The sequence below is a fragment of the Allobosea sp. genome (genome assembly GCF_048595345.1).
Classification (GTDB): Bacteria; Pseudomonadota; Alphaproteobacteria; order Rhizobiales; family Beijerinckiaceae; genus Allobosea.
Genome location: NZ_JBMDWH010000038.1, coordinates 1 through 5,052 on the forward strand (window position 1 = coordinate 1; position 5,052 = coordinate 5,052).

Consider the following 5,052-nt stretch of genomic DNA (forward strand, 5'->3'; position numbering starts at 1 on the left):
GTCGCCGAAGTCATCGGTTACGTCTTGCGCCTGAAGGGCCGCCGCGCCTAACTCGACGATGCGATCCACGACGAAAGACATCCGCCCGGCTGGACGGCGCGGCTCAAGGAAACGGGTTTCACCGCAATGAGCGGCAGCACGGCCACCACCGCGATCGACCGGTCCGACAAGCCGGGCCATATCGGCCTCATCCTGCTCGTCGCCGGGCTGTTGGTGGGGGCCGCGATCGGCCTCGGCTTCCTCGCCAACGAATGGGCCCAGCCGCTGATCCTGGGCCTGCTGGCGCTGCTGTCGGTCGTCGGCGTCTTCGGCCTCTTCGCCTATGCGATCGGCCTCGTGCAGTTCGCCGGTCGCGCCGCGCGCAACGACCTGACCAAGCTGGTGGTCGACGGCGCCGATGACGGGATCGTGGTCACCGAGGGCGAGAACGACATCGTCTACGCCAATGAGAGCTATCTGCGGCTCGCAGGGGCCACGGGCGCCAACGACCTGAAGCCGGTCGGGCGGCTGCTGACCGGCCGGGCCGACGTGTCTGAAGCCATCTACCGCCTCGCCACCGCCGCCCGCGAGCATCGCCGCCTCGTCGAGGAGGTGCGGCTGGAGCCGGCGCTGAACGGGCGCGGCGAGGTCGGCTGGTACCGCGTGCGCGTCTCGCCGGTGCGGCGCGAGAACGGCACCGCCACGCTCTGGACCGTCTCGGATATCACGCCGGAGCGCGAGCGGCAGGAAAACGCCTTCCAGGAACTCCAGCACGCGATCGACTATCTCGACCACGCGCCGGCGGGCTTCCTCTCGATCGACGCCGATGGCGAGGTGTCCTATCTCAACGCCACCCTTTCCGGCTGGCTCGATTTCGACCTCGCCCGCTTCGGCTCCGGCGGTCTTCTGCTGGAGGATATCTGCACCCCGGCGGCGGCGGCGCTGATCCAGGCCATTCGCGGCCAGCCCGGCGATGTCCGCGTCGAGGTGCTCGACATCGACCTGAAGCGCCGCAACGGCTCCGTGCTGCCGGTGCGCCTGCATCACCAGGTCGCCTTCGGGCAGGACGGCCGCGCCGGCCCTTCCCGCACCCTCGTGCTCAACCGCACCGCCGGCGAGGCCGGGGCCGACAGCGGCAGCGACGCCGAAGTGCGCTTCGCCCGCTTCTTCCATTCGACGCCGATGGCCATCGCCACCGTCGACAGGAGCGGCGCCATCCTGCGCTCCAACGCCGCCTTCGCGCGGCTGACGCCGGCCGGTGTCAAGGCCGGCTCGATCCAGGATCTGGCCTTGCCCGGCTCGGGTCTCGACAAGGCGCTCGCCGAGACGATGGAGGGCCGCTCCGCTCTGCCGCCGCTCGACATCACCCTGCCGGGGGAAGAGGGCCGCTCGGCCAGGCTCTACCTCACCCCCGTCGCCGCCAGCGAGGAGGGCGACGGCGAGCGCGCCATCGTCTATGCGCTGGAGACCACGGCCGAACGCAAGCTGCGCGACAACATGGACCAGGCCGGCAAGATGCAGGCGGTCGGCCAGCTCGCCGGCGGCATCGCCCACGACTTCAACAACGTTCTGCAAGTCATCATCAACGCATCCGAATTCCTGCTGGCGAGCCACCGGCCGACCGATCCGTCCTTCCCCGACATCATGCAGATCAAGCAGAACGCCTACCGCGCCGCGGCTCTGGTGCGGCAGTTGCTGGCCTTCTCGCGCCGCCAGACGCTGCGCCCGCAGGTGCTGGAACTCGGCGAGGTGCTCTCCGACCTCTCTTTGATGCTGAAGCGCGTCGTCGCCGACAAGGTGACGCTCGATGTCCGCCAGGGCCGAGACCTGTGGCCGGTCAAGGCCGATCTCGGCCAGCTCGAGCAGGTCATCGTCAATCTCGCCGTCAATGCGCGCGACGCCATGCCCGATGGCGGCAAGCTCACCGTGCGTACCCGCAACGTGCCGCGCGAGGACTGTGCCGGGCTCGGCCATGAGGCCCTGCCGGCGGACGAGTACGTGCTGCTGGAGGTCGCCGATACCGGCACCGGCATCCCGCAGGAGCATCTCGACAAGATCTTCGAGCCCTTCTTCACCACCAAGGAGGTCGGCAAGGGCACCGGCCTCGGGCTCTCGATGGTCTATGGCATCGTCAAGCAGACCGGCGGCTTCGTCTTCGTCGACTCGACCGTCGGCAAGGGCACCGCCTTCCAGATCTTCCTGCCGCGCCATGTGCCCAGCGCCGAGGAGATCGAGGCCGAGACCGCCGCCAAGGAAGCGCCGAAGAAGCTCGCCGCCGACCATACCGGCGCCGGCGTGATCCTGCTGGTCGAGGACGAGGACGCCGTGCGCGCCCTCAACGCCCGCATGCTGGTGTCGCGCGGCTATACCGTCCACGAGGCGGCCTCTGGCGTCGAGGCGCTCAACATCTTCCTGGAGAATGACGGAAAGATCGACCTCGTCGTCTCGGACGTGGTGATGCCGGAGATGGACGGGCCGACGCTGCTCGGCGAGCTGCGCAAGCGCAACCCCAACACCAAGGTGGTCTTCGTCTCCGGCTATGCAGAGGAAGCCTTCCGCAAGAACCTGCCCGAGGGCGAGGGCTTCCAGTTCCTGCCCAAGCCCTTCACGATGAAGCAGCTGGTCGAGACCGTGAAGGCGGCGATGGGATGAGCCGCCCGGCCCAGCCCGACAGGGCTCGCCCGCGCTATTTCGCGCTGCTGGCGGCGCAGACCGCCTGCGCCGCCGTGGTGCTGTTCAACATCCACGCCGCCTTCGGCATTCTCATTGCCAATCTCGGCACGCCGAACACCTATTCGGCCGTCTCCGCCTTCGCGCTGCTGGCGGCGGCGGGTCTGGGGCAGATCTGCTACTGGCGGCGCTGGCGCAGCGTGCCGGTGCCCTCTTGCTGGCGCAGCCCCGTGCTCGGCCACCTGCTCTGCTTTGCCGCGAGGCTGGGCTTCATCTTCGGCAGCGCCCTGTTCTCGGTCTACTTCCTGCGCCATGCGCCGAAGGTGGACCTGTCCCTCGCCGCGATCGCCTGGCGCGGCGGCCTGCTCGTGGCAATCGTGTTCGCGCTCTATTGCTACACGCTCGAACTGGAGCGGCTGGGGCTCGCTTTGCAGGCGCCGCCCCTCGCCTGAACCGGTCTCACTCGGCCGGGACAACCTTCGCGACGGTCGCATCGGCGACCGGCCGGTCCATCGCCAGCAGCGCCAGCAGGGTGAGCAGCGCCGCCGCCGACAGGTAATAGCCGACATGGGACAGGCCGTAGCGGGTCGCCAGCTCCGTCGCGATATAGGGCGCGAGCGAAGCCCCGAGGATGCCGCCGAGGTTGAAGGTCAGCGAGGCGCCGGTATAGCGCACCGCGGTCGGGAAGATCTCGGCCAGCGCCGTGCCGAGCGGCCCATAGGTGAAGCCCATCAGCGCGAAGCCGATGACCGAGAACAGCACGACGCTGGCGATGCTGCCGGCGACGAAGAGCGGCGCCACCAGAAAGCCGAAGGCGGCGATCGCGATGGTGGTGCCGATGAGCGCCCGGCGACGCCCGATCCGGTCGGCGATCAGGGCCGAGAGCGGAATCGTGAGCCCGAAGAAGACGACCCCCGCCATCTGCACCGGCAGAAACTGGTTGCGGCTGTAGCCGAGCTTGGTGGTGGCCCAGCTCAGCGAGAACACCGTCATGATGTAGAACAGCACGAAGGTGGCCAGCGCCGCCACCGTGCCGATCAGCAGCGGCAGCTTGTGCCCGGCGAAGACCTCGACCAGCGGAACCTTCACCCGCTCCTGCTTGTCCATCGCCTTGCGGAAGGCGGGCGTCTCGCTGATGCGCAGCCGCATCCACAGGCCGATGAAGACCAGCAGCGCGCTGGCGATGAACGGGATGCGCCAGCCGAAGGCAAAGAACTGCGCCTCGCTCAGCACGTCCGAGAGCAGCAGGAAGCTGCCAGTGGCCATGATGAAGCCGATCGGCGCGCCCAGCTGCGGGAACATGCCGTACCAGGCCTCCTTGCCGGGCGGTGCGTTCTCGGTGGCGAGCAGCACCGCCCCGCCCCACTCGCCGCCGAGGCCGAGCCCCTGGCCGAGCCGGCACAGCGCCAGCAGCAGCGGCGCGACGAGGCCGATCTGGCCATAGGTCGGCAGCAGGCCGATCGCCACGGTCGACAGGCCCATGGTCATCAGCGCGGCCACGAGCGTCGCCTTGCGCCCGATCCGGTCGCCGAAATGGCCGAACAGCGCCGCCCCGATCGGCCGGGCGAAGAAGGCGATGGCGAAGGTCGCAAAGGATTGCAGCATGGCCGAGGTCGGGTCGCCCGCCGCGAAGAACAGCTTCGGGAACACGATCACCGCCGCCGTCGCATAGATGTAGAAGTCGAAGAACTCGATCGTGGTGCCGATCAGGCTGGCGAACAGCACGCGGCGCGCCGAGTTTCGCGGCGCGGCGGACAGGGAGGCGGAGGACACGCTGGCAACTTTCGCAAATTTGGACAAGGAGCGGCGCAATTAACAGAATGTGGAACGGCCCGCCAACGACATGAAGCCGGCGCGACATGCGATGAACGCATGCTGGAATGAGAAAAAGCGCAGATCTATCGCGACCAGCGCATGCGGCGGGTCTTCCTCTCCCTGCTCCTGCCAACTCCTGTCAGCAGGTCGGATGGAGAACAAAAAAAGAACTTGCTGACAGGAACAAAGCGTGACCATTCTGGCGTCACGCTTCGATTGTGATCCCCACCCCGCCCTGCCATAAGGAGCCGAATCCATGTCTCAGGCGAATCTCAAGCTCGTGGAAGGCTCTTCGATGGACAAGGCCAAGGCGCTGGATGCAGCGCTCTCCCAGATCGAACGCGCCTTCGGCAAGGGCTCGATCATGCGGCTGGGCAAGAACTCGCCCTCGATCGAGATCGAGACGATCTCGACCGGCTCGCTCGGGCTCGATATCGCCCTCGGCGTCGGTGGCCTGCCCAAGGGCCGCGTCATCGAGATCTACGGGCCGGAATCCTCCGGCAAGACGACGCTGGCATTGCACACCATCGCCGAAGCCCAGAAGAAGGGCGGCGTCTGCGCCTTCGTCGATGCCGAGCACGCGCTCGA

Annotated in this window: 4 protein-coding genes; 3 read left to right on the forward strand and 1 reads right to left on the reverse strand. The window is 67.9% G+C overall.

Going from position 1 to position 5,052, the window contains the following annotated elements:
* Positions 1-126: 126 nt before the first annotated feature.
* Together cckA and ACOJTB_RS04760 are read left to right on the forward strand one after the other, a co-directional pair.
* Positions 127-2,631, forward strand: coding sequence for a cell cycle histidine kinase CckA (gene cckA, locus ACOJTB_RS04755; protein ID WP_420101371.1), 2,505 nt, complete (start codon positions 127-129; stop codon positions 2,629-2,631).
* On the forward strand, positions 2,628-3,101 hold the full coding sequence (locus ACOJTB_RS04760) for a hypothetical protein (protein WP_420101372.1): 474 nt from the start codon (positions 2,628-2,630) through the stop codon (positions 3,099-3,101). Before cckA ends, ACOJTB_RS04760 begins: the two co-directional genes overlap by 4 nt.
* Positions 3,102-3,108: 7 nt before the next feature.
* On the opposite strand, the gene ACOJTB_RS04765 is transcribed toward ACOJTB_RS04760, so the two are convergent.
* Positions 3,109-4,422: an MFS transporter gene (locus ACOJTB_RS04765; protein WP_420101373.1), complete on the reverse strand. Its 1,314-nt coding sequence runs from the start codon at positions 4,420-4,422 to the stop codon at positions 3,109-3,111.
* A gap of 298 nt (positions 4,423-4,720) precedes the next feature.
* Between ACOJTB_RS04765 and ACOJTB_RS04770 the strand changes: the two genes are divergently transcribed.
* Positions 4,721-5,052 (forward strand): ATPase domain-containing protein (locus ACOJTB_RS04770; RefSeq protein WP_420101374.1); only part of this gene is annotated, 332 nt, incomplete at its 3' end.

Coding starts and splice junctions, on each gene's coding strand:
- cckA (WP_420101371.1), top strand. CDS start 127: ATGAGCGGCAGCACGGCCACCACCGCGATCGACCGGTCCGACAAGCCG.
- ACOJTB_RS04760 (WP_420101372.1), top strand. CDS start 2,628: ATGAGCCGCCCGGCCCAGCCCGACAGGGCTCGCCCGCGCTATTTCGCG.